Raw genomic sequence first — 23,758 nt, 5'->3', positions numbered from 1 at the left:
TATCAACTAATCTGGCGTTGATTTTTGGCACGCTGTTGAGTTCTCAAGGAACGGACGCTTCCTTCGTACTCACCCTCGCGGGTTTTCCTCCGGGCTTTCCCTTCGGTATTTCGTGTTTCCAGTTTAGCAGATCCGTTTTCCGTTTCTGCCACCCGCTGGAGCGGGGTGCTGGGGTCGGAATTCGCTTTCGCGCTTTCCGTTCCCGGCGGGGTCAAACATTACCAGGCTTTCTCGGTCCCGTTGACCACAGCCTCCGCGAGCATGCAGAGGTGTAGACCACTGGGGTTAGGATCTGGCTTGATAGGTGCTGCCGACCCGCGACCCGAAGGCGCGTTGGGGTCAGGCAGGAGTACGACAGTACATCCCACCGCCAGTAGAGGCAAATCGTCGCTGGTGCTCCCTAGCTCCGCCCAACTGGTACGTCTCGGGCGGAACTGGGACTACCTATGACATACGCTTCAGAACAGTACGCCGTCCAGGACAGGTAGTGACGGCGCCACACAATCTCCGCCCCTGGGAGGCTTCCCATGACAACCGTGACGTCGCCGCTTGTTGGACGCGCCATCGGTCTCGCCGCAGTTCCCGACCCGGTCTTCTCCGGTGCGATGGTCGGGCCCGGCACCGCCATCGATCCCGTACGTGAGCCCTCGGAGGCCGTGTCCCCCATCGACGGGGTCGTCGTCTCCATGCACCCGCACGCCTTCGTCGTCGTCGACGGCGAAGGACACGGCGTGCTGACCCACCTGGGTATCGACACCGTCCAGCTGAACGGGGAGGGCTTCGAGCTCCTCGTGAACAAGGGTGACACCGTGACGCGCGGGCAGGCCGTCGTGCGCTGGAACCCCGCCGCGGTCGAGGCCGCCGGCAAGTCCCCCATCTGTCCCATCGTGGCCCTCGAGGCCACCGCGGACTCGCTCTCCGACGTCGTCGACGACGCCGACGTGAAGCCCGGCGACCAGCTCTTCGGCTGGAACTGAGCCGGTCCGTCCTGGTGACGACCGCGAGTTCGACATTCAACGCGGCGGCCGGGGCCGCCGCTCAATCGGAGACGGGTGAGATGGAGACAACGCTGCGAGGCGTCGGCGTCAGCCACGGGGTGGCTATCGGCGAGGTCCGGCACATGGGCACGGCGGTCCTGGAGCCGCCGGCCAAGCAGATTCCGGCCGATGAGGCGGAGCGCGAACAGGGGCGCGCCCGTCAGGCCGTGGAGGCTGTGGCCGCGGACCTCAATGCCCGGGGCAACCTGGCCGGCGGCGAGGCCCAGGCGGTGCTGGAGGCCCAGGCGATGATCGCCCAGGACCCGGAGCTCATCGCCGACGTGGACCGCAGGATCGCGGTCGGCAGCACGGCCGAGCGTGGCATCTACGACGCGTTCTCGCACTACCGCGAGCTGCTGGCGGGTGCCGGTGAGTACATGGCCGGCCGGGTCGCCGACCTGGACGACGTGCGGAACCGGATCGTCGCGCGGCTGCTCGGTGTGCCGATGCCGGGTGTCCCGGACAGCGACGAGCCGTACGTGCTGATCGCGCGGGATCTGGCTCCCGCCGACACGGCGCTGCTCGACCCGACGCTGGTGCTGGGCTTCGTGACGGAGGAGGGCGGGCCGACCAGCCACAGCGCGATTCTGGCGCGGGCGCTCGGCGTGCCGGCCATCGTGGCGCTGCCCGGCGCGGGTGAGCTGGCCGAGGGCACGGTGATCGCGGTCGACGGTTCCACGGGTGAGCTGTTCGTGGATCCGAGCGAGGAGAAGAAGGCGGAGCTGACGGAGGCCGCCGCGGCGCGGAAGGCCGCGCTGGCCACGTCCAGCGGTCCCGGTGCCACGTCCGACGGGCACAAGGTGCCGCTGCTGGCCAACGTCGGTGGTCCGGCGGACGTGCCCGCGGCCGTGGAGGCCGGTGCCGAGGGCGTCGGTCTGTTCCGCACGGAGTTCCTCTTCCTCGACGACAGCAAGAAGGCGCCGTCCGAGGAGAAGCAGGTCGAGGCGTACCGCAAGGTGCTCGAGGCGTTCCCCGAGGGCCGTGTGGTCGTGCGGGTGCTCGACGCCGGCGCGGACAAGCCGCTGGACTTCCTGACGCCGGCGGACGAGCCGAACCCGGCGCTCGGCGTGCGGGGTCTGCGGTCGCTGCTCGACCACCCGGAGGTGCTGCGGACGCAGCTGACCGCGCTGGCGAAGGCGGTCGAGGGGCTGCCGGTGTACCTCGAGGTCATGGCGCCGATGGTGGCGGACCGTACGGACGCGAAGGCGTTCGCGGACGCGTGCCGTGAGGCGGGGCTGCGGGCGAAGTTCGGTGCGATGGTCGAGATCCCCTCGGCCGCGCTGCGGGCGCGCTCGATCCTGCAGGAGGTCGAGTTCCTGTCGCTGGGCACCAACGACCTGGCGCAGTACACCTTCGCGGCCGACCGTCAGGTGGGTGCGGTGTCCCGGCTCCAGGACCCGTGGCAGCCGGCGCTGCTCGACCTGGTGGCGATGTCCGCCGAGGCGGCCAAGGCCGAGGGCAAGAGCTGTGGTGTCTGTGGTGAGGCGGCCTCGGATCCGCTGCTCGCCTGTGTGCTGACGGGTCTGGGTGTCACCTCCCTGTCGATGGGTGCGGCGTCGATCCCGTACGTGCGGGCGACGCTGGCGAAGTACACGCTGGCTCAGTGCGAGCGGGCCGCGGCCGCGGCGCGCGCGGCGGACACCGCGCACGACGCGCGGATCGCCGCGCAGGCGGTGCTGTCCGGGGAGTGATCCCGGCCGTGCGGTGTTGATCGAAGGGGCTTTCCGTCACATGGGTGGCGGGGAGCCCCTTCGGCGTGCGCGGGGTCAGTGGTGGAGGGGGTGGTCGTCGTCGGGGTCGGGGGTCAGGGGGAAGCCGGCGCGGTAGTGGACGCCGGGTTCCGGGGAGAGGGGTTCGCCGGTGCGGGCGTCGGTGCAGTAGGCGGCGAAGACCTCGGCTTCGGTGAGGGGGGTGAGGGTGCCGTCGGTGAGGCGCCAGCCGTGGAGGCGGTCTCGGTTGCCGGGGGTGATGGTGCGGAGGACGAGTCCCGCGGGTGCGGCGAGGGCGAGGCCGGCGGCCAGGACGGCGGTGAACTCGGTGGCGGCGGAGTCCTCGGGTGGGGCGGTGCCGTCGGTGTGGAGGATGGCGAGAAGTTGGTCGTCGCCCGCGGGGACGCTGCAGACGAGGTGGTGGGTGCCGGGTCCGGCGGCTGCCAGGAGTCGTGCGAGGAGGCGGCCGGCGCGCTCGAAGGCCGCGCGGCCGATGTCCTCGCCGCAGGTGGCGCAAGGGCCGGTGGTGGCGAGCACGGTGGTGGCGTACTGCCAGGTGGCGTGGCGGACGGCGGTGTCGACGAGCTCGGGGAGGAGGGCGGTGAGGGGCTGCCCGGTATAGGTGACGCGGGCGCCGGTCGCGGCGAGGTGGGCGGTGAAGCGGCTGCGGCTGGTGGGGTGGTCGGGGTCGAGGGCGGTCTCGGTGCACCAGGCCGCGTACTCCTCGGGGTCGAAGAGGGTGACGGTGGTGTGGCCGCCCTGGCCGGCGAGGGTCTTGAGGAGGGCCTCGATCTGCTGGAGATAGGTGGTGTGGTCGTCGAAGGCGAAGGTGCGGTACCGGCGCATGGCCGTGAAGTCGTGCTCGTCGGCGAGGAGGCCGACAGTGTGGGGGATCTCGCGGCGCAGGGCGCGGCGGAGGTGTGCGGTGGTGGTGCCGGTCCGGGTCATGTCTCCCCCTGGTGACGCTTCGATCAGTGCTCACTCACCGTAACCTTCGCCACTGACAGTGACGGTCGGGCGAGGCGTCGGCCGACCAGGCGGTGTTGTGCGGCGCAGGTGGCGACGAGGGCGGCGCCGAGGAAGGGCCAGGCGAGGGGGCCCGCGGAGACGAGGCCGGTCACGACGAGGGGGCCGGCGAAGCGCTGGGTGGACTGGGCGAGGCCGTGGACTCCGAGGTAGGCGCCCTGGGCGTCGTCGGGTGCGAGGGCGATGGAGATCTCCCAGGACGCGATGGTGTGGATCATCTCGGCGAAGGTGAGGACGACGGCCGCGGTGACGAGGGCGACGACGGCGAGGTTGGGGCCGCCGAGCGGGGAGACCGCGATGGCGAGGGTGCCGACGGCGAAGAGGGCCGCGAGGGGGGTGAAGAGGCGGCGCGCCGCGTCGGTGGTGCCGCCGTAGCGGGAGAGCGGGACCTGGAAGACCACGACGAGTGCGCTGTTGAGGACCATCAGGAGGGGTGCGAGGCCGACGGGGGCGTCGGTGGCGTGGACGATCCAGAGCGGGAGGGCGACCTGGAGGACCGAGTCGTGGAGGAAGAAGACGGAATCCCCCGCGGTGAAGGTGAGGAAGCCGCGGTCGCGCCAGGGGTTGGAGGGCTTGGTGGCGGGGTGCGCGTCGGTGGAGGCGGCGGCGACGCGGGAGGGGGTCGGGGAGGGCGGCTCGGCGCAGCGGAGGGTGAGGACCGCCATGACGAGGTAGGAGAGGGCGTCGGCGACGAGCAGGAGGTGGAAGGCGGTGGTGGAGCCGACGGCGAGGGCGGCCGCCGCGCCGAGGCCGCCGAGGGTCCAGCCGATGTTGGAGGTGGTGCGGTTGATGGCCTGGTAGCGGACGCGGTCGGGACCGGCGACCCGGGCCGCGTACAGCTTGGTGAGGACGTTGGTGGCGCGGTCGGGGACGGCTCCGGCGGCGGAGAGGAGGACGAGGAGCAGGTAGTCGTCGGTGGTGAGGAGGGAGAGGAGGGCCGCGGCGCGGAGCAGCTGGGTGCAGATGATGACGCGGACGAGGGGGAAGCGGTCGGCGAGTCGGCCGCCGAGGGGGGCGCCGGCGATGCCGGCGGCGCCGGAGAGGGCGACGAGGAGGCCGACCTGGGCGAGGCCGAGGCCGGTGACGTAGGTGAAGTAGAGCGCCATGGCCGTGGACCACAGGCCGGTGCCGCACTTGTCGATGAAGCCGATGACGAGCATGCGGCGTCCGTCGCGGCCGCCGGGTATGCGGTCCTTGAGGGAGGGGCGGGGTGGGTGGGTGGCTCGGCTCATGGGTCCCCCTTGCGCGTTCTTTTGTATTGATACATAATGAGTTACGTGGCAGCACAATATGTGATCGAAGGCATGACAGCCAAGGGGATTGCCGCGTCCGTCGAACGGGGCGTGGCGGAGGGAGGGCTCGCTCCGGGGGACGCCCTGCCTCCCGTGCGACGGCTCGCCGACAGCCTGGGAGTGAGTCCGGGGACAGTGGCGACGGCGTACAAGGAACTGCGGCAGCGGGGGCTGATCGTCACCCGCGGCCGGGGCGGGACGGTGGTGGCGGAGGTGCCGTCCGTGGCGTCCCGGCGCCCTCCGCGCGTGCCCGAAGGGCTCGTGGACCTGGCCGGCGGACATCCGGATCCCGCTTTCCTCCCGGTGCTGCGGCCGCCGTCGCCCGTGACCCCGGGGTACGGGTCCCATCGTGCGGCGCCTCGCCTGCCCGTACTGGAAGACCTGACCCGGGAATGGTTCGCGCGGGACGGGGTGCCCGCGGAACACGTGACGTTCGCGCACGGCGCGCTCGACTGCATCGCGCGCCTCCTGTCCACGGAGCTGCGGCCCGGCGACGCGGTGGCCATGGAGGATCCCGGCTTCCACCACCTGCTCGACCTGGTGCCCGCCCTCGGGCTGCGGATCGTGCCGATGGCGGTGGACGACGGGGGACTCGTACCGGAGGCGCTGCGCGCGGCGCTGCGGGCCGGGGTGCGCGCGGTGGTGTGCAGTCCGCGGGGGCAGTGCCCGACGGGGGCGTTCTTCACCCGGACACGGCGGGACGAACTGGCGGCGGTGCTGCGGGAGTACCCCGAGGTGCTCGTCGTCGAGGACGACCACAACGCGGAGGTCGGCGGGGCCGCGGCGCACACGCTCGCGGCGGCCGGGCTCGACCGGTGGGCTCAGGTGCGGACCGTGTCGAAGCATCTCGGGATCGACCTGCGCTGGGCGGGGGTCGCGTGCGACGCGGTCACGACCGCGCGGCACGACGGGCGGATGCTGATGACCTCCGGCTGGGTCAGCCACGTGCTCCAGGAGACGGTGGCGGGCCTGTTCGCCGACGCGGAGGTCCGTGAGCTGGTGGCGGCGGGCGAGGCGGCGTACGCGGAGCGGCGGACGGCACTGATCGACGCGCTCGGCGCGTACCGGATCCGTGCCGTCGGGGCGAGCGGGCTGAACGTGTGGGTGCCCGTGCGGGACGAGTCCGCGGTGGTGAACGGGCTGCGGACGCGGGGCTGGTGGGTGGCGGCGGGCGCGCGGTTCCGGATCGCGGCGCCGCCGGCCGTACGGGTCACGACGGCGACACTGGCACCGGCGGACGCGGTGCGGCTCGCGGCGGACTTCGCGGAGGTGCTCGGGGACGCGCAGGCGACGTACGGGGGTTGACGACCGCCGGCCCGGACGCGCGGTTCGTGGAGGTGCTCGGGACGCGCAGGCGGCGTACGGCGGTTGACGACCGCCGGCCCGGACGCGCGGGCGGCCTGGGGCAGTCGGGCGGTCGGCGTCGGAGACGTATGGCGGCCGGCAGGACACGCGGACGCTCCGGGGAAGGGCCGGTCCTTCCCCGGAGCGTCCGCGCGTGTCAGGGCGCGGTGTGGTTCAGCGGGTGCGGTAGGCGTTGCGGAGGGTCTGGGTGAGGGTGTTGCCGTTCGCGTCGGTGAGCTCGGCGCGGAGCGAGACGGTCCGGCCGGCGGCGGGGGTACGGAAGCCCACCTGGCCGTCGAGGACGGGGACACGGGTCCAGGTGGCGCCGAGGTCGGTCGACACCGACACGGTCAGGGACCGTACGCCGGTCGCGGCGGCCGCGCCTTCGACGGTGACCGGGAACCGGACGAGGGCGCCGGCCGGGGCGGTGCCGTCGAGGCCGAGGGCCGGGGCGAAGCGGACGATGCTGAGCGGGAGTCCGGTGGGGCCGGACGTGACCGCCGAGGCGAAGGTCCAGGACGCGGTGACGCGGCCCCCGGCGCTCGGGCCGCTGCCGTGGGTCGCGGTGGCGGTGAGCCGGTACGCGGCGCGGCCGGGCGTGGTGGTGAACCGCGCGCGGCCCGGGTCGCCCTGCCGGGTGCCGATCAGGACCCCGTCGCGGTGGAGCGTGGTGGTGGCGCTGTGGAATCGGGGCGCGCTCGGGGCGTGGCCGTCGCCGTCGGCGAGCAGGGGGACGTCGAGCGCGAGGGTGTCGCCGTCGCGGACCCCCGCCGGGCGGGCGCCGGGCGCGCCGGGGAGTGCCGGGCCGAAGACGGCGTTGCCGAAGGTGTGGGTGGTGGTGGCACCGGCGCGTACGGCGATTCCGTCGGCGGAGTAGCGGTGGGGCGGCGTCTCGGGCGCGGCGGGGCCGGAGTGGGTGACGTCCCAGAGGCCGCGCTCGGGGGTCACGAGGACGGTCGCGGTGGCGAGCGGCTCAAGGGGGGAGGCCAGGCCGATGGTGGGGCCGGCGCTGGGCTGGATCGAGACGAATCCGGTGCCGGCCGGTCCGTCGGGGGCGGCTCCGCGGATCTTGACGGTGGCCAGGTCGGCGGTCGCGGGGCGCTTGACGAGGCCGGTGAGGGCGCGGCCGGAGGTGAAGGTGTAGCCGAGCGCGTAGTCGGCGCTCGCGCCGGACCAGTAGGTGTCGAACCATTCCTTGACCGAGCCGGACTCGGCTGCGGGGCCGAGGTGCGCCACGCGCAGTCCGTCACGCGCCACCATGACGTTCGCGGAGCGGGTCGTGCCCTCGTGGGTGACCTCGACGACGCCGATGCTGTTCAGGTAGCGGGCTCCCTGGTCCGGCGGGCGGACGTCCACCGGCGCGGTCGTGCGGGCGTCGACGGTCACGGTCGTGTCGCCGGTGAGGTCCAGGCGGGGCTGGACGACCCAGTCGGTGCCGGTGGCCGGATCGGATCCGTACAGCGTGGAGTCGAGCAGGTAGCGGCCCTTGGGCAGGCGGACCGTGACCGTGCCGGACTCGTCGTAGGGCGCGGCCTCCTCGGCGGCTCCGGGGCCCGAGATGCCGGTGACGTGGGTGCGGTAGCCGCCGGTGGCGGCGCCGGCGCGGTCGAGGTGCCGGATCGTCAGGGTGTACGTGTCGGAGGTCCCGGTCGCCGCGACGGCGGTCGGGGGCAGCGCGGAGAGGGTCGTCGCGGCGAGGACGGCGGCGGCGGCCAGAGAGCGCAGGACCGTGCGGCGGCTCGCGCCGGGGGTCGTGCTGCCGGCGGCGGAGCTCGTGGCCGGGGTCGTACGGAGTGCGTTCCGGTGATCGTTCATGCTCAGCACTGCTCGCGGCGGGTCGGGCGTTCCCGTGACCTGGGCCACACCGGTGCGGCGTGTGGCCCAGGTCACGGGAACCCCGACGAACCGGCGCCCAGTGACAGATGTGGAATCACCTATGAGAGATCGTTTCCGCGCCGGGGACCCCTCGGCGCTCGGCGAGGCGTACGACGAGCACGCTCGTGTGCTGTACCGCTACGCCTACCGGGTGTGCGGGGACCGGGCGGCCGCGGAGGACGTCGTCTCCGCCGCGTTCCTGGAGGCCTGGCGCTGCCGCGAGCGGGTGCACGCCGACGGCGGGAGCCTGCGTCCCTGGCTGCTGGGCATCGCCACCAACCTCATGCGCGGGGCCGCGCGGGAGGCCCGGCGGCGGGACGCGGCGCTGGCCAGGCTCCCGGAGCGGGGTGTCCTGCCGGACTTCGCCGACGACGTCCTCGCGCGGATGACGGACGGGGAGCAGGTACGGGCGGCCCGCGTCGCGCTCGGCAGGCTCCGGCGGCCCGAGCGGGAGGTCTTCGCCCTCGTCGTGTGGGCCGGCCTGGACTACGCGGCGGCCGGGGAGGCGCTCGGCGTCCCCGTGGGGACCGTGCGGTCCCGGCTGTCCCGGGCCCGCGAGCGGCTCCGGAAGCTCGCCGAAGCGGAACTGCGCGCGGCGCGGCGGCGGGAGCGGTCCGCGTCCGCCGCGGTGCGCTCGGGCGGGCGGGCGGCGCGGGGTGTCGCGGCCGGCGGCGCCGCCTCCGGGCCGGGGGGCGTGACCTCCGGCGCGGAGGTACCCAGCAGATCCGGACGCGAGGCTCCCCCGGTCGCCGGGGCACTGTCCGCACCCGGGCCCGATTCGCTCGACGTGCCCGGGGCTCCGCCTGCCGCCGGGCCCGACCTGCCCGGGGCACTCCCCGGTTCCGGGCCCGACCTGCCCGGGGCACTCCCCGGTTCCGGGCCCGGCCACCGCGACGGGCCTGGGGCAGCGCCCCGATCCGGGTCCGAAACCTTCGTCGGGTCCGGCGCCGTCGCCGTCCGCCCGGCCGTCCGACCGGCCCTCGCGCCCCGACCGACCACGGAGAACCAGGGATGAACGCCTTCACGCCCCGCACGACGCATGCCGACGCGGACGACTCTCTGCGTTCCGAGCTCACGGAGTTGCTGCCGCCGCCGGTGGTGCCCGACCTGACGCCGGAGCGGGAGCGGCACCTCAGGTACGCCGTCCTGCGGACCGCTCTGGAGGCCGGGGACGGCGCGGGGGCCCGTCAGGCCCGCGCGACCGGTCCGCGTCGGGTGTTCGGGCGCGGCTGGATCGCCGCGCCGGCGTTCGCCTGCGCGGTGGTCGCGGGTGTCCTCGTGCTCGCGCCGCAGGAGACGCCGGCCGGGTCCTCCCCCGGACGGGTGTCGGCCGGGGGGCCGGCGTCCCCCGACGCGGTGCGGGTCCTGTCCGGAGCCGCGCTGGCCGCGGCGGCGGCGCCCGCTCCGGACGCCGGGCCCGGCGGTTACGTGTACATCCGCAGTCTCGTCGCGTACGCGGGGCGTGGTGCGGACGGCGGTCCCGCCGCGCTGCCGCCCGCGCACCGGCGGGAGGTGTGGCTCTCGGCGGACGGCGGCCGGGCCGGGCTGTTGCGCGAACCCGGTGTCGCCGACTCCCCGCTCGGCGCGGAGCTGCCCGTGTACGAGGTCGACCACCGCGGGGCCACTCCCCGGAAGGAGACCCTGGCGACGGCGCCGCCTTCGGTGACGAACCCGACGCACGCGTACGTGGCGGCCCTTCCCACGGATCCGGACGTGCTGCTGCGCCTGGTGAGGGACGGCACGCGCGCGGGTGGCGGCGACGCCGATCAGCGGGCGTTCACCGCGATCGGGACGCTGCTCGCCGAGACGTGGGCTCCGCCGAAGGTCACCGCGGCGCTGTACGAGGCGGCGGGGCGGATCCCCGGGGTGACCGTCCTGCCGTCCGCGACGGACGCGGCCGGCCGGGAGGGCGTGGCCGTGGCCCGTACCGCCCACGGCGAGCAGACCCAGTGGATCTTCGACCGGACGACGTCGGCGTTCCTCGGCGAGCGGACCGTGCTGACGGAGACCACGTCGGCCGGGCGCGCCGGGACGGTCATCGGCGTCTCGGCGGTGCTGGTCAAGGCTGCCGCCGCCGCGCCGGGAGAGGTGCCCGAGGGCTGACCCGGGGTGCCCGCCGGAGCGGCAGGGGCCCGCCGATCCGGTCGGATCGGCGGGCCCCTGGCCGTGGCGGTCCGTGTCAGCCCCGGCGGTCGGCCGCCAGGGACTCGTAGAAGTGGAGGAGGCCGAGGTCGTCGACGGAGCCGGCGTTCACGGCCTTGGCCAGGGGGGTGCCCTGGAGGAGGCGCTTGACGGGGACCTCGATGCGCTTGCCCGTGAGGGTGTGGGGGACGCCGGGGACCTCGATGATCTCGTCGGGGACGTGACGCGGGGAGAGCTCGGTGCGGATGGTCCGCTTGATGCGGTCGATCAGCTCGTCGTCGAGGGTGGCGCCGTCCACGAGGTGTACGAAGAGCGGCATCCAGTAGCCGCCGTCCGGCTCCTCGAGGCCGATGACGAGGGACTCGCGGATCTCCGGGAGGCGCTCGACGGCCTCGTAGATATCGGCGCTTCCCATGCGGACGCCCTGCCGGTTGAGGGTGGAGTCGGAGCGGCCGTGGATGACGACCGAGCCGTGGTCCGTGATCGTGATCCAGTCGCCGTGGCGCCAGACGCCCGGGAACATCTCGAAGTAGCTGTCCCGGTAGCGGCTGCCGTCGGGGTCGTTCCAGAAGTGGATCGGCATGGACGGCATGGGGTTCGTGACGACCAGTTCGCCGACCTCGCCGACGACGGGCTTGCCGGAGGGGTCCCAGGCCTGAAGGTCGGTGCCGAGGCCGGCGGCCTGGAGCTCGCCGATGTGGACCGGGAGGGTGGGGACGGCGCCGGCGAAGCAGGAGCAGACGTCCGTGCCGCCGCTGACGGAGGCGATCCAGAGGTTCTCGCGGACCTCGTCGTGGAGCCAGCGGAAGCCGTCGGGGGGCAGGGGCGAGCCGGTGGTGGCGACGCACTTGACGGCCGAGAGGTCGAAGTCGCGGCCCGGGTGGACGTCCGCCTTGGCGCAGGCCATCACGTAGGCGGCGGACGTGCCGTAGAGGGTGGCGCGGGTGCGCTCGGCGACGCGCCACTGGGCGGCGGTGTCGGGGTAGCCGGGGCTGCCGTCGTACAGGACGACGGTCGTCCCGGTGAGCAGGCCGGAGACGAGGAAGTTCCACATCATCCAGCCGGTGGAGGTGTACCAGAAGAACACGTCGTCGGGGCCGAGGTCGCAGTGCAGGCCCAGCTGCTTGACGTGCTCGACGAGGATGCCGCCCTGGGACTGGACGATCGCCTTCGGCAGACCGGTGGTGCCGGAGGAGTACAGGACCCACAGGGGGTGGGCGAACGGCACCTGCTCGTAGACCGGCTCGGCGTCGCCGGAGACGAGGTCGTCCCAGGCGAGGGTTCCCTCGGGGGCCGGGGTGCCCAGGAGCGGGATGTGGACGACGGCCCTGAGGGTGGGGAGCTCGGCCCTCAGCTCGGCGACGGTGTCGCGGCGGTCGTGCTCCTTGCCGCCGTAGCGGTAGCCGTCGACGGTGAAGAGCACGACCGGCTCGACCTGCTGGAAGCGGTCGAGGACGCTGCGGGCGCCGAAGTCGGGGGCGCAGGAGGTCCACACGGCGCCGACGGCGGCGGTGGCGAGCAGGGCCACGACGGACTGCGGGACGTTGGGCAGGTAGCCGCTGACGCGGTCGCCCGGGCGTACGCCCAGGTCGCGCAGTTCGGCGGCGAGGGAACCGACCTGGCGGCGGAGCTCGGCCCAGGTGGTCGGCGCGGGCTCGTGCGTCTCGTCCACGTGGAGCAGGGCCGTGTCGTGGGGGCGCTCGTCCGCGGCGCGCAGGGCGTGCTCGGCGTAGTTGAGGGTGGCTCCGGGGAACCAGTCGGCGCCGGGCATCGAGCGGTCGCCGAGGACCCGCTCGTACGGGGTGGCGAAGCGGATGTCGAACCATTCGACGACCGCCTGCCAGAACGCTTCGAGCTCCTCGACGGACCAGCGGTGGAGCGCCGGGTAGCCGCCTTCGGCCGGTGCGCCGTGGTGTTCGGCCGCCCAGGACTGGAATCGGGTGACGGCAGCCGAGGCGATGCGTTCGTCGTCCGGCTGCCAGAGCGGATCGGTCTGGGCTGATGTCATGGGGTGGCTCCCTGGCTGTACGCGGGGTCGGCGTGTGTCGGGCGCACGGGCTGGGGTGTGCGCGTGACGCGGCTGACAGGACGATGTCATGTGATCGTCTTTCGCACCAGGGCTGCCCGCCCATGGTCGGCCAGTTGAATATGTGCCCCCACCCTGGGTGAACGGAAGTTGAACGGAGCTCGTATCGCCCCAGGTGGGTGGCAGGGTGATCGTCATGGACGGTCGTGAACTGGTGCGTTCGATCAAGGTGTTCGGTTCGGTGCGGGGGTGGCGGACGGTACGGGCGGCGTGGCGGCGGCACCGCGCGGACGCGTGGGCGCTGCCGGCCCGCGGGGCGGAGCGGGCCCGGGTTCCGGGGCTCGCGGTGGGGGCGGAGCCGGGGCCGGGTGGGGGAACCGTCCGGTTCGCCCGGTCCTCGCTGCGGATCTGCGTGTCGGCGGGCGGCACGGTGTTCTGGGGCTGGGACGGGGCCGGGCCGCTGCCGTCGTACGCCGTCGCGGCCGAGGCGCCCGAGCCGGATCCGCGGGCCTCGCTGGAGCCGGACACCGGCGGCGGGTGGCGGATCGTGTCGGAGCGGGTGACGGTCGCGGTGTCCCGGCACGGAGCGGTGGAGATCCGTACGCCGGGCGGGGTGATGCTGCGGCGGGACCTGCCGCCGCGCTGGTGGGAGCCGGTGGCGGGTGGGGAGGCCGACGGGACGGCCTCCGGGGAGGCGGACCTCGGACCGGGGGCGCGCTGGGCGCAGCGCAGTGAGGTGCCGGCGGACGCGCGGTTCTTCGGGCTCGGCGGGCGGTCGGGCGGGCCGCGGTTGCGGGACGGCTCGTACCGGCTGTGGAACACGGACCCCAAGGGGCGTTTCGCGCCGGGGGACGATCCGCTGTACATCACCATGCCGGTGCAGTTCGTGGTCTCGGACGCCGGCACGCACCTGGCCTTCCACGACAACTCCTGGGAGGGCCGGATCACCCTGGCCGAGGGCGAGGAGGGCGCGGGCTCGGGCCATGACCGGCCGGGCGGCGTCGAGGTGCGAATGGCCGGCGGGCCGCTGCGGTGCTGGGTGGTGGTCGGGACCCCCGCGCGCGTGCTGCACGGCTGGGCGGCGCTGACGGGCGCGCCCGCGCTGCCGCCTTCCTGGGCGCTCGGGCCGCAGCACGCGCGCTGGGGGTTCGGCAGCGCGCGGGAGGTGCGGCGGGTGGTCGCCGGGTACCGGGAGCGGGGGCTTCCGCTGTCCGCCGTGCACCTGGACATCGACCACTACGACGGCCACCGGGTGTTCACGGTGGACCGGGAGCGGTTCCCCGATCTCCCGGGGCTCGCGGCGGAGCTGCGGGAGCAGGGCGTACGGCTGGTGTCGATCGTGGATCCGGCGGTACGGGCCGAGCCGGGGAACGCGGTCTACGACGCGGGGCGGGAGGTCGGCGCGTTCGTACGGGACGGGCGGGGCCGGGAGGTCCACGGGGAGGTGTGGCCGGGTACGTGCGCCTATCCGGACTTCACCGATCCCGCCGTACGGGAGTGGTGGGGCGGGCTGTACGAGGAGCGGCTGCGGCAGGGGTTCTCCGGGATGTGGCACGACATGAACGAGCCCGTGTCCTTCGTCCCCTTCGGCGACCCGACGCTGCCCCGTTCGGCGCGGCACGTGCTGGACGGACGGGGCGGTGACCACCGGGAGGGGCACAACCTGTACGGGCTCACGATGGCGCGCGCCGGGTACGAGGGGCTGCGCCGGCTGCGTCCGGACGAGCGGCCGTTCCTCTTCTCGCGTTCCGGCTGGGCGGGCATGCAGCGGTACGGGGGCACCTGGTCCGGTGACGTGTCGACGGGGTGGCCGGGGCTGCGGGCGTCGCTGTCCCTGGTGCTGGGGCTGGGGTTGTGCGGGGTGCCGTACTCGGGGCCCGACGTGGGCGGCTTCAACGGGAGCCCGTCGCCGGAGCTGTTCCTGCGCTGGTACCAGCTGGGGGCGTGGCTGCCGCTGTTCCGGACGCACGCGGCGATCGACGCGGGGCGTCGCGAGCCGTGGGAGTTCGGCCCGGAGGTCCTGGAGCACGCGCGCGTGGCCGTGGCCGAACGGGAGCGGCTGCGCCCGTACTTCGAGACGCTGTCCCGGCTCGCGCGGATGACGGGCGCCCCTTACGTACGGCCGCTGTGGTGGGGGACGCCGGAGGACCGGCTCCTGCGCGACTGCGAGGACGCGTTCCTGCTCGGCGACGCGCTGCTGGTGGCGCCGGTCCTGACCCGGGGGGCCGACCGGCGGGCGGTGCGCCTGCCGCGCGGGCGCTGGTACGACACGGCGACGGGGCAGGCGTACGACGGGCCCGGGCAGGTCCTGCTCGACGCGCCGCTCTCCCGTGTGCCGGTGCTGGCCCGTGCGGGGGCGGTGCTCGCGGTGCGCGGCGACGACGGCGGGCTCGCCCTCGAGGTGTGGCCGCCCGCCGCGGGGCGGACCGGCGGCGGGCTCGTCGTACGGGACACGGGGGACGGCTGGGAGCCGGCCGAGATCGAGCGGTACCAGTCTCGGCTCGTGGACGGCCGGGTGGTCGTGGAGCGGGTGACGGACGACGGGCTGGAGGAGGCCGGGCTGCCGGTGCGCGTCAGGGGCTGCCACGGGCCGGGGCCCGGGCCTCAGTCGTAGGCGCCCGCGAACCACTTCCGTACCGCCTCCGTGTGGAGGGGGAAGGCGAGCTCCTCGGGGGCGCGGAGCAGGTGGTGGCCGCTGGTCTCGTCGGTGGGGGCGGAGGGCGGCAGGGCGGCGGCGGGGCGGGGCGGGAAGAGGCCGAAGAGGAGGAGGTGGCCGGCCGGGGAGCTGAGGGCGTCGGCCAGGCGGACGTCGGCGGCGGAGGCCACGATGCCGGTCTCCTCGCGCAGTTCGCGGGCGACGGCGGCGCGCCAGTCCTCGGCGTGGTCGATGAAGCCGCCGGGCAGGGCCGTGCCGCCGCGCTGGGGCTCGATGGTGCGGGTGATGACGACGAGGCCGGTGCCGGCTCGGTCGGTGACCGGGAGGAGGGCGACGGCGACGGGCAGCGGGTTGCGGTAGGCGGTGTGGCCGCAGGCCGGGCAGGTGCGGGGCCAGCCGGCGCCGGCGGAGTGGGCCGCGCCGCAGGAGGAGCAGTGGGAGTCCTTCACGGGCCGACCGTACGCGATCGCCCTTTCCCGGCGCTGCCGGAACTGGTAGACGGTGCGCATGACAGGACTCGCTTCCGCATTCCGTACCCTCGCCGTCACGGCCGCGGCCGGCCTGCTCGCCGTCGCGGGCGCCGTCACGGCTCCCGCTCCCCCGGCGTCCGCCGCTCCGGAGCCGAAGGCCCCACGGGAGTTCGTCGCGCTGAGCGCGGTGGACCGGACGATCATCCAGGAGATGCGCTACACGACGGCGCACAACTTCGTCGGTGAGCCGGTCGACGGCTACCGGCAGCCGTTGTGCATCCTGACCAGGCCGGCGGCCGAGGCGCTGCACCGCGCGCAGGTGCGCCTGCTGGCCCGGGGCCACTCGCTGAAGGTGTACGACTGCTACCGGCCGCAGCGGGCCGTGGACCACTTCGTGCGCTGGGCGAAGGACCTGTCGGACGAGCGGATGAAGGGGGAGTTCTATCCGCTGGTCGACAAGTCGCGTCTGTTCGCCGACGGTTACATCGCGGAGAAGTCGGGGCACAGCCGGGGGTCGACGGTGGACCTGACGATCGTGCGGCTGCCGGCGGCGCGCACGCGCGCGTACGTGCCGGGTGAGCGGCTGGTGGAGTGCTACGCGCCGCGGGAGGAGCGGTTTCCGGACAACTCCGTGGACATGGGGACCGGGTACGACTGCTTCGACACCCGTTCGCACACCGACGACCCGCGGATCCAGGGGGTGCAGCGGGCCAACCGGCAGCTCCTCAGGGGGGTGCTGGCGGAGCAGGGCTTCGTGAACCTGCCGGAGGAGTGGTGGCACTTCACGTTCAAGCCGGAGCCGTTCCCGTCGACGTTCTTCGACTTCCCGGTCGCCCGGCGGTCGGTGGCCGGGCACTGAGTCTTCCCCGCCGGGGGCGCCCGTGCCACACTCCTGACGGTCCGTCAGCTCTGTCGGGCCGGTGGATGTGAGCGGTGGCACGGGAGGCCTCGATGGCACGGACGCGCAGACCGGTGGTGGACGGCTGGTTCACCGACGACACCGTGCCGGAGGCGGACTTCCGCCTGCTCGGCACCCGCTGCTCGGCCTGCGCGTCGGTCTTCTTCCCGCGCGAGGACGGCTGGTGCCGCAACCCGGGCTGCCCCGGCGGCGAGCTCGCCGAGGTGCCGCTCTCCCCGCGCGGCCGCGTCTGGTCGTACACCGACGGCCGCTACCGCCCGCCCTCGCCGTACGTCTCCGATCCCGAGGCGCCCTGGGAGCCGTACACCCTGGTCGCGGTCGAGCTGGCGGAGGAGGCGATGGTGGTCCTCGGGCAGGCCGCGCCCGGCGTGTCGACGGCCGATCTCGCCGTCGGCACGGAGGTCGAGGTCGTGCCCGGGGTCCTGAACGAGGACGAGCGGCACGTGTGGACCACCTGGCACTGGCGGCCGGTGGCATCGGAGCGGCGGGAGGAGCGGCCGTGAACGACGTCGCCGTGCTCGGGGCCGGGATGCACCCGTGGGGCAAGTGGGGGCGGAGCTTCGTCTCGTACGGAACGGCCGCCGCGCGCGCCGCGCTCGCGGACGCCGGCCTCGACTGGCGTGACGTCGGATCGGTGGTCGGCGCCGACACCATGCGGTGCGGATACCCGGGATACGTGGCCGGGGCGACCTTCGCCCAGGCCCTCGGATGGCAGGGCGCGCGCGTCACCAGCGTGTACGCCGCCTGCGCCTCGGGCGCGCAGGCCATCGGGACCGCTCGGGCACAGATCCTGGCCGGTCTGGCCGACGTGGTCCTGGTCGTCGGCGCGGACTCGACGCCCAAGGGGTTCTTCGCCCCGGCCGGCGGCGACCGCCCGGACGACCCGGACTGGCTGCGGTTCCGGATCCTCGGGGCGACCAACCCCGCGTACTTCGCGCTCTACGCGCGCCGTCGCATGGACCTCTACGGCGACACGGCCGAGGACTTCGCCAGGGTCAAGGTGAAGAACGCGGCGGCGGGCGCGCTCAACCCGCTCGCGCGGTACCGGAGGACGGTGACCGCCGAGGAGGTCGCGGCCTCCGCCGTCGTCGCCGACCCGCTGCGGCTCCTCGACATCTGCGCCACCTCGGACGGCGGCGCCGCGCTCGTGCTGTCCAGCATGGAGTTCGCGCGCCGCCACGGGCGCCTTGACCCTGTCCGGGTGCGCGCGGTGTCCACGGTCTCCCCCACGTACCCCAGGGCGGTGCTCGACCTCCCCGACATCGCGACCGACTCGGCGGTGGCCGTCTCCCCCGCCGCGCACACCTTCCGCGCGTCCATCGCCCGCGCCGCGTACGAGGAGGCGGCGATCGGGCCCGAGGACCTGTCCCTGGCCGAGGTCTACGACCTGTCCACCGCCCTGGAACTGGAGTGGTACGAGGACATCGGGCTCTGCGCGGCCGGCGACGGGGCCAAGCTGCTCCGGGAGGGCGCCACGGCCCTCGGCGGGCGACTGCCCGTCAACACCAGCGGTGGCCTCGCCTCGTTCGGCGAGGCCGTGCCCGCCCAGGCGATCGCCCAGGTCTGCGAACTGACCTGGCAGCTGAGGGGTGCGGCGGGCGACCGCCAGGTGCCCGGGGCGCGGGTCGGCATCACCGCCAACCAGGGCCTGTTCGGACACGGGTCCGCGGTGGTGGCGGTGCGCTGAGGCCCGCCCGAGGGCGGTCCGGCGGTGGCCGTGGCGGTCCGGCGGTGGCCGTGCGCCGACGAGGAACGGCCCGGTGACGGCTCTGGCGCCGACGAGGAACGGCCCGCCGGTGGCCCTGCGTCGACGGCGGCGGAGCGGCCGGGGCCGCGTCCGCCGCCGTCGGGGCCCGGCGCGGGCCTTCCGTCAGTTCGTCGCCGCGGCGTGGCTCCGGTCGGCCAGGACGAGGGCGTGCTCGACGACGGCCACGAGGACGTTCTTGACGGACTCGCGGTCACGGGCGTCGCACATCAGGAGCTCGACCTCGGGGTCCAGGTCGAGCGCCCCGCGCACGCTCTCGGCGGGGAACCGCCGTGCGCCCTCGAAGCAGTTGACCGCCACCGTGAACGGGATGCCACGCCGCTCGAAGTAGTCGATGGCCGCGAAGCTGTCCTCGAGGCGGCGGGTGTCCGCCAGGACGACCGCGCCGAGCGCGCCCTGGGCCAGCTCGTCCCACAGGAACCAGAAGCGGTCCTGGCCCGGTGTGCCGAAGAGGTACAGGACGAGGTCCTCGCGGAGGGTGATGCGGCCGAAGTCCATGGCGACCGTGGTGGTCGTCTTGGCCTCGACGCCGTGCAGGTCGTCCACGGGACGACCCGCCTCGCTGAGGATCTCCTCGGTCCGCAGGGGTCTGATCTCGCTGACCGCGCCGACCAGCGTCGTCTTGCCGACCCCGAATCCGCCCGCGACCAGGATCTTCAGGGTCACCGGCTCGACGAAGGGCTTCTTGCGGCTAGAGCGCCCGAAGGCCATTGATCACCTCGCGAAGAATGCTCACGTCCGGCAGCTCGGCCGGCGGAACGGGGCGGGTCACATGGACGAGTTCGTCCTCGACGAGGTCGCCGACCAGCACCCGGACCACCCCGACGGGGAGATCGAGACCGGCGGCGAGCTCGGCGATCGACTGGGGCTGCTCGGAGCAGCGCTCGACGATCTCCACGTGTTCCGGGGAGAGCGTCTGGTCCCGGCCGGGGTCGTCCGCGGCGGGCTCGGGTACGACCACCGCGATCAGGTCGAGCCGGTGGCGGGTGGCGGCGCTCGTCCGGCCGCGGGTCATCGCGTACGGACGGACCACGGGGCCGGCGTCGTCGTCGAACCAGTGGTGGTGGCCGGGGGCGCCGCCCGGCGTGGCTGCGTCACTCATGCCGTCCCACTCACCCTCCCGAGGGCAGACCGGTCCGAGGGGCCGTCGTGAGGTGGGCCCCGACCCGCTTCACCATCAGCGTCATCTCGTAGGCGACCTGGCCGACGTCGGAGTCGGCGTCCGCGAGGACGGCCAGGCAGCTGCCGTCACCGGCGGCCGTGACGAAGAGGAAGGCGTCCTCCAGCTCGACGACCGTCTGGCGGACCTTGCCCGCCTCGAAGTGGCGGCCGACGCCCTTGGCGAGGCTGTGGAAGCCGGAGGCCACGGCGGCCAGGTGCTCGCCGTCCTCCCGGGTCAGCTCCTGGGAGGCACCGGTGGGGAGACCGTCGCTGGAGAGCACCAGGGCCTTCCGGATCGACCCGACGCGCTGCACGAGCTCGTCGAGGAGCCAGTTGAGCTCGCCGTTTCCGTGTCCGTTTCCGGAGGTGGTGCTGGGTGCTGCGGCGTTCGGTGCGGTCATCGACCGTCCCCCTCGGGTGTCGTTCCTGGTGCTGTCGGGTCGTCCTGGCCCTCGTCCTGGCGTCGGCCGCGCTGCCAGCCCCGCTGCATGGCGGCCATGCGCGCGCGTACCTCCTCGGCGTCGCGCTCGAAGGACTGGGGTCCCTCGTCGGCGGCGGCCGTACGGGATCCGGCTCGCGTGCCCGTACCGCGGTCGCGTTCGCCCTCGCGCAGCTGGGGCGCGAGGCTCGCCTGGCGTACGCGGCGGGGCAGACCGCCGAACGGGTCGGGGCTCTCCGGGGGCACGGGACCCTCCGGGGAGACGGAGCGCTCCGGCGGGAGGGAGCCCTCCGGCGGCACGGGGACGAGAGTGGGGCCGGTGGCGCGCCCGGCACCGGTCGGGGCGGCGCCGTGCGCGTGCTGACCGGGGACGCCGGGGCGCTCGGTCGTCCGGCCCGTGTCGGGGTGCGCCCGGCCGGGGAGCGGATGGGCGCGCTCGGGAAGCGGGACCGCGCGGTCGGATCCGTCGGCGCGGTGCGCGCGGCCCGTCTCGTCGACACGGCGGCCGTGGTCCACGACGAGGGTCGGGGTGCGGCGGCGCGGCAGGGGCACGGGGCCGGGTACGCCGCCGTCGGCGGGCGCGTCCTCCTCGCCGCGGCGGGTGGTCTGGTCGGGGGCCTGCTGGTGCTGCTCGTTCGCCGGGGCGAGTCCGCCGCGGCGCCGGTCACGGGGCCGGAAGAGCCCACCGCGCTCGCTCTCGGTGTCGAGGAGGTCCGCGGCCCCGTCGAGGAGCGCGCCGAAGTCGTCGCTGTCGAGCGGGGCCTCCAGCTCGACGGGGCCGTTCAGCGGTCCGGGCGTCCCGGGCGCGTCCGGGACCCTGGCGAGGGCCGGCCGGCGCAGGGGCAGCGTGCCGCTGTCGGGGGACGCGTCCTCGGGCCGGTCCTTGCGTTCGAGGGACTTGCGGTCCAGGCGGAAGCCGGCGCCCTGCGTCTCGGGGGCGTCGGTGAGGAGCGCGGCCGGGATGAAGACGACCGCGGTGGTGCCGCCGTACGGGGAGGTCTGGAGCGAGACGCGGACGTTCTGCCGCTGGGCGAGCCGGCTGACCACGAAGAGGCCGAGGCGGTCGGTGTCGGAGAGCTCGAACTCGGGGGTCTCCGCGAGCCGCAGGTTGGCGTCGAGGAGGGCGTCCGGGTTCATGCCGAGGCCGCGGTCGTGGATCTCCAGGGTGAAACCGTTCGCGACCCGCTCGCCGAGCACCTGCACGGCGGTGTGCGGGGGCGAGAACACCGTGGCGTTCTCCAGGAGTTCGGCGATGAGGTGGGTGAGGTCCGCGACGGCGGGGCCGCCCACGCCGAGGCGGGGCAGGCGGCGCACCTCGATCCGCTCGTAGTCCTCGACCTCGGCGACGGCGGCCCGGACCACGTCCATGAGCTGGACGGGCTTGCGCCACTGGCGGGAGGGGGCGGCGCCGGAGAGGATCACGAGGCCCTCGGCGTGCCGGCGCATGCGGGTGGTGAGGTGGTCGAGCCGGAACAGGTCGGCCAGCTCGTCGGTGTCCTCGGTGCGGCGCTCCATCGTGTCGAGGAGCGTGAGCTGGCGGTGCAGCAGGACCTGGTTGCGGCGGGCGAGGTTGACGAAGACCTCGGAGACGCCGCGGCGCATGTCGGCCTGCTTGACGGCGGCCTCGACGGCGGCGCGCTGGAGGGTGTTGAGGGCCTGGCCGACCTGGCCGACCTCGTCGTCCCCGTAGTGCAGGTGGGGCACCTCGGTGCCGATGTCGACGTGTTCGCCGGCGGCGAGTCGGCGCATCACGCTGGGCAGGCGTACGCCGGAGACCTCCTGGGCCTCCTTCTGGAGGCGCCGCAGGTCGCGGACGAGTTCGCGGCCGATGCGGATGGAGATGACGATCGAGGCGAGCAGCGCGAGGAAGCCGAGGACGCCGGCGACGCCGACCTTGAGGAGGACGCTGTAGGCGGCGGGCTGGACGCGGTCCTGGTAGCGGTCGCCCGCCGCGGTGTTCTCGCGGGCGAGGTCGTCGAGGACGGGACTGGCCTCGTCCTGCCAGTAGGCGGCGGTGACGGCGCGCGGGCTGTCGGTGGGGCCCTCGGCGATGATCGCGTTCTCGGCGGTGCGCAGCGGCTGGGTGTCGGGGCTGCGCCAGTACTTCTCGAAGCGCTCGCGCTCGGCGGAGGGCAGGAGTTCGAGGTTCACCTCGTAGAACTGCTCGCGGTTCGCGACGAGGTCGGATATCGCGCGGATCTCCTGCGCGGTGACGCGGTCGGCGACGAGCGCGGACAGCACGAGGGCGTCCTCGCGGGAGAGCAGTTCGCGGGCGCGGGTCACGCCGACGAGGGCGCGGCCCTGCTTGTCCATCTCGACGTTCTCGAGGGCGTGCAGGGTGATGAGGAAGCTGTAGCAGGGGTCGACGAGCCGGTTGTAGAAGTCGAGGGCCTGCATGCGGCCGATGTCGCGCTTCTCGATGGAACGGCGCAGCGAGGCGAGGCCGTCGAGCGCTTCGAGGAGGGAGTTGAGGCGCTGGGCGGTGACGGGTCGCATCTCGTCGCGAACGCCGGGGTCGGTGGCGTTGGCCCGGATGCGGGCGATCTGACGGTCGGTGGCCCGGCGGGTCTCGCGGAGCGAGCCGAGGGTGTCGGAGCCGCGGGGGTCGGCGAGGTAGATCAACGACTGGCGGCGTTCGAGCTGGATGACCCGTGCGGTGTCCTCGAGGGGGTAGCCGACCTTGTCGACGATGTAGCCGACGTCGAGGAGTTGGTCGGCCTCGCGGCCGGTGAGGACCGTGGCGAAACCCCACAGGCCGGTCAGGGAGACGAGCGGTACGAGGAGCAACGCCACGATCTTCCGGCGGATGGACTTCCCGCGAAAGCGCATGGCCTCCCCCTGCTCGGCCCCCGCGCGCCACGGAGGTCCTTCACGTTCGTGACGTCCGGCGTCAACACGCGGCGTCAACCTTCGGTTTCAAACAATGGCGGCGCGAGCCTACTACTGCATCACGGCCATCTCGAAGGCGCGTCCGCGCGATTTTCAGCCTGTCGAGTGAGTGTTGATCATGACTTGTCCTGGTATTCAGGGAGTTGGGATCGGCCACTGTGGCGTAGGACACCTGATGGCGTGCCATTTCTCCTACCGGCACGGATGGCTGGAAGTGTTTGTTCCGGTCCGACTCCGGCCGTGTTCACCCGGGGGCGGGCGAAACCTTTTCCCTCTGACGTGCGTCAATAGGTACGGGGAGGGTTCTGTCCGTGTAAAGGCGCTCACAACGGGCAGCCGACCCTGAGGTCTTTCAGCGGTGGGGAGTGACGGAACAATGGAACACGAGGCGCGGTCCGCGCGTCAGTTGTGGGTGGAGGACACGAGGGCCCGGCAACGGATGCCCGACCCGGTCCGGAACGCCGCCGTACGGGCCGTGATGATCACCTCGGTGACGCTCGTCCAGGCGGTGGTGGCGTTCTACTGCACGATCGCCGGAGCCTGGCTGGCCTTTCCGGTGACCATCAGCACGGTGGCGTCGACGGTCGTGGCCACGTGGAGTGTCCTCGACGTCTGGATCACCCGTCAGGTCTGGCGCCAGCGCAACGGCGTGGTGTCGGAGCCGAGCAGCACCGCGCGGCGGCCGCTGCGCGAGCGGCGCGAAGAGGACCGCACGAACGCGTCTCCCCTCTCCGAGGCGGCCTGATCACACGGATGACGACCGGGCGGGGCCCCCCCCCCCGGGGGGGGGGGGGCGCCCGGGGGGGCCCCCCCGGGGGGGGGGCGGCGGGCCCGGGGGGGGGGGGGCGGGGGGGGGGGGGGGGGGGGGGGCGGGGGGGGTGGGGGGGGGTGTGGGGGGGGGGGGGGGGGGGGGGGGCGGCTCGGCTCATGGGTCCCCCTTGCGCGTTCTTTTGTATTGATACATAATGAGTTACGTGGCAGCACAATATGTGATCGAAGGCATGACAG

The 23,758-nt window shown here is 73.9% G+C and carries 19 protein-coding genes; 10 read left to right on the top strand and 9 right to left on the bottom strand.

What is annotated here, in order from left to right; translation table 11 throughout:
• Positions 1–527 precede the first annotated feature (527 nt).
• Complete coding sequence (locus tag AC067A_RS36800) at positions 528–977, top strand: PTS sugar transporter subunit IIA (protein WP_479247898.1); 450 nt, start codon at positions 528–530, stop codon at positions 975–977.
• Positions 978–1,057: 80 nt separating this feature from the next.
• Positions 1,058–2,728 carry a phosphoenolpyruvate--protein phosphotransferase gene (ptsP, locus tag AC067A_RS36795; protein ID WP_479247895.1) on the top strand — a complete coding sequence of 557 codons (1,671 nt, stop codon included), beginning with the start codon at positions 1,058–1,060 and terminating at the stop codon, positions 2,726–2,728.
• Positions 2,729–2,803: 75 nt separating this feature from the next.
• On the opposite strand, the gene AC067A_RS36790 is transcribed toward ptsP, so the two are convergent.
• Entirely contained in the window at positions 2,804–3,694 is an 891-nt protein-coding gene (locus AC067A_RS36790) for a hypothetical protein (protein ID WP_479247893.1), read from the bottom strand.
• Between the two features lie 23 nt (positions 3,695–3,717).
• Entirely contained in the window at positions 3,718–5,004 is a 1,287-nt protein-coding gene (locus tag AC067A_RS36785) for an MFS transporter (protein ID WP_479247891.1), read from the bottom strand.
• Between the two features lie 45 nt (positions 5,005–5,049).
• Between AC067A_RS36785 and AC067A_RS36780 the strand changes: the two genes are divergently transcribed.
• Entirely contained in the window at positions 5,050–6,369 is a 1,320-nt protein-coding gene (locus AC067A_RS36780) for an aminotransferase class I/II-fold pyridoxal phosphate-dependent enzyme (RefSeq protein ID WP_479247887.1), read from the top strand.
• 213 nt (positions 6,370–6,582) lie between these two features.
• Here AC067A_RS36780 and AC067A_RS36775 read toward each other — a convergent pair whose 3' ends face one another.
• Positions 6,583–8,223, bottom strand: coding sequence for a serine protease (locus AC067A_RS36775; protein ID WP_479247884.1), 1,641 nt, complete (start codon positions 8,221–8,223; stop codon positions 6,583–6,585).
• A 121-nt stretch (positions 8,224–8,344) separates the two neighbouring features.
• Between AC067A_RS36775 and AC067A_RS36770 the strand changes: the two genes are divergently transcribed.
• Positions 8,345–9,298: an RNA polymerase sigma factor gene (locus AC067A_RS36770; protein ID WP_479247882.1), complete on the top strand. Its 954-nt coding sequence runs from the start codon at positions 8,345–8,347 to the stop codon at positions 9,296–9,298.
• Positions 9,295–10,386 carry a CU044_5270 family protein gene (locus AC067A_RS36765; RefSeq protein WP_479247879.1) on the top strand — a complete coding sequence of 364 codons (1,092 nt, stop codon included), beginning with the start codon at positions 9,295–9,297 and terminating at the stop codon, positions 10,384–10,386. Before AC067A_RS36770 ends, AC067A_RS36765 begins: the two co-directional genes overlap by 4 nt.
• A 76-nt stretch (positions 10,387–10,462) precedes the next feature.
• On the opposite strand, the gene AC067A_RS36760 is transcribed toward AC067A_RS36765, so the two are convergent.
• Positions 10,463–12,433, bottom strand: a complete 1,971-nt coding sequence (locus tag AC067A_RS36760; RefSeq protein ID WP_479247876.1) for an acetoacetate--CoA ligase — start codon at positions 12,431–12,433, stop codon at positions 10,463–10,465.
• Positions 12,434–12,647: 214 nt separating this feature from the next.
• On the opposite strand from AC067A_RS36760, the gene AC067A_RS36755 reads away from it, so the two are divergent.
• Positions 12,648–15,065 carry a glycoside hydrolase family 31 protein gene (locus AC067A_RS36755; RefSeq protein ID WP_479247874.1) on the top strand — a complete coding sequence of 806 codons (2,418 nt, stop codon included), beginning with the start codon at positions 12,648–12,650 and terminating at the stop codon, positions 15,063–15,065.
• Here AC067A_RS36755 and AC067A_RS36750 read toward each other — a convergent pair.
• Positions 15,056–15,616, bottom strand: a complete 561-nt coding sequence (locus AC067A_RS36750; protein WP_479247869.1) for an NUDIX domain-containing protein — start codon at positions 15,614–15,616, stop codon at positions 15,056–15,058. The two genes, AC067A_RS36755 and AC067A_RS36750, sit on opposite strands and share 10 nt — an antisense overlap.
• Here AC067A_RS36750 and AC067A_RS36745 point away from each other — a divergent pair.
• The 3 genes from AC067A_RS36745 (at position 15,615) to AC067A_RS36735 (ending at position 18,183) form a co-directional block, all read left to right on the top strand.
• Positions 15,615–16,436 (top strand): M15 family metallopeptidase, encoded by an 822-nt coding sequence (locus AC067A_RS36745; RefSeq protein ID WP_479247866.1) that lies wholly within the window; start codon positions 15,615–15,617, stop codon positions 16,434–16,436. The two genes, AC067A_RS36750 and AC067A_RS36745, sit on opposite strands and share 2 nt — an antisense overlap.
• 92 nt (positions 16,437–16,528) lie before the next feature.
• Positions 16,529–16,999 (top strand): Zn-ribbon domain-containing OB-fold protein, encoded by a 471-nt coding sequence (locus AC067A_RS36740; RefSeq protein WP_479247862.1) that lies wholly within the window; start codon positions 16,529–16,531, stop codon positions 16,997–16,999.
• Positions 16,996–18,183 carry a lipid-transfer protein gene (locus AC067A_RS36735; RefSeq protein ID WP_479247861.1) on the top strand — a complete coding sequence of 396 codons (1,188 nt, stop codon included), beginning with the start codon at positions 16,996–16,998 and terminating at the stop codon, positions 18,181–18,183. The genes AC067A_RS36740 and AC067A_RS36735 overlap by 4 nt, the downstream gene beginning before the upstream one ends.
• A 183-nt stretch (positions 18,184–18,366) precedes the next feature.
• On the opposite strand, the gene AC067A_RS36730 is transcribed toward AC067A_RS36735, so the two are convergent.
• The 4 genes from AC067A_RS36730 to AC067A_RS36715 are packed head-to-tail and all read right to left on the bottom strand — an operon-like array spanning position 18,367 to position 22,690.
• Entirely contained in the window at positions 18,367–18,972 is a 606-nt protein-coding gene (locus AC067A_RS36730; protein ID WP_479247860.1) for a GTP-binding protein, read from the bottom strand.
• Positions 18,953–19,363, bottom strand: a complete 411-nt coding sequence (locus tag AC067A_RS36725) for a DUF742 domain-containing protein (RefSeq protein ID WP_479247858.1) — start codon at positions 19,361–19,363, stop codon at positions 18,953–18,955. The genes AC067A_RS36730 and AC067A_RS36725 overlap by 20 nt, the downstream gene beginning before the upstream one ends.
• Before the next feature lie 10 nt (positions 19,364–19,373).
• Positions 19,374–19,823, bottom strand: coding sequence for a roadblock/LC7 domain-containing protein (locus AC067A_RS36720; RefSeq protein WP_479247855.1), 450 nt, complete (start codon positions 19,821–19,823; stop codon positions 19,374–19,376).
• Positions 19,820–22,690, bottom strand: coding sequence for a nitrate- and nitrite sensing domain-containing protein (locus AC067A_RS36715; RefSeq protein ID WP_479247853.1), 2,871 nt, complete (start codon positions 22,688–22,690; stop codon positions 19,820–19,822). Before AC067A_RS36715 ends, AC067A_RS36720 begins: the two co-directional genes overlap by 4 nt.
• Before the next feature lie 436 nt (positions 22,691–23,126).
• Here AC067A_RS36715 and AC067A_RS36710 point away from each other — a divergent pair, with 436 nt between their 5' ends.
• Positions 23,127–23,495 (top strand): hypothetical protein, encoded by a 369-nt coding sequence (locus AC067A_RS36710; RefSeq protein ID WP_479247852.1) that lies wholly within the window; start codon positions 23,127–23,129, stop codon positions 23,493–23,495.
• Positions 23,496–23,758 lie beyond the last annotated feature (263 nt).

It is taken from the genome of Streptomyces sp. NPDC043176 (assembly GCF_056436715.1).
The sequence above is the reverse complement of the archived record's forward strand: the minus strand, read 5'-3'. Positions and strand labels throughout refer to the sequence as shown.